Consider the following 382-nt stretch of genomic DNA (forward strand, 5'->3'; position numbering starts at 1 on the left):
GTTCATCTCGTTGCTGGTGTTGCCGTCGGAGTACAGGCGCACGTAGCGGGCCTTGGTTTCCTTCGCCCCCACCAGCTTGCCCTTGTTGGTCTCGACGTAGGCCATGTCCTTGCCGGCCCCGAAGCCCAGCGAGTTGTCGTGGTCGGTGTTGAAGACCGTCGTCACGCCAGACTCGAAGCTCTCGTCGCTGGAGAGCTGCACCACCACGTCCACGTAGGCGCGCTTCTGGGTGTGGAAGTGCCAAAGCCCGAGCCCGTAGATCGTCGCCTCCTCCTCGAGGTCGATCCGCACCCATTGCGGGCCCTGGGCCAGCTCCACGAAGTAGCCTTCCTCGGACTCCTTGTCCCCGTCGGTCACCAGCTCGAGCTCCCCGATGATCGGG

Annotated in this window: 1 pseudogene; it reads right to left on the bottom strand. The window is 64.4% G+C overall.

Annotated elements, in window-relative coordinates:
• Positions 1-382, bottom strand: a pseudogene (locus tag QEH53_RS24595) (hypothetical protein); the annotation flags it as partial.

The organism is Pelagicoccus sp. SDUM812002 (assembly GCF_031127835.1).
Taxonomy (GTDB): Bacteria; Verrucomicrobiota; Verrucomicrobiia; order Opitutales; family Opitutaceae; genus Pelagicoccus.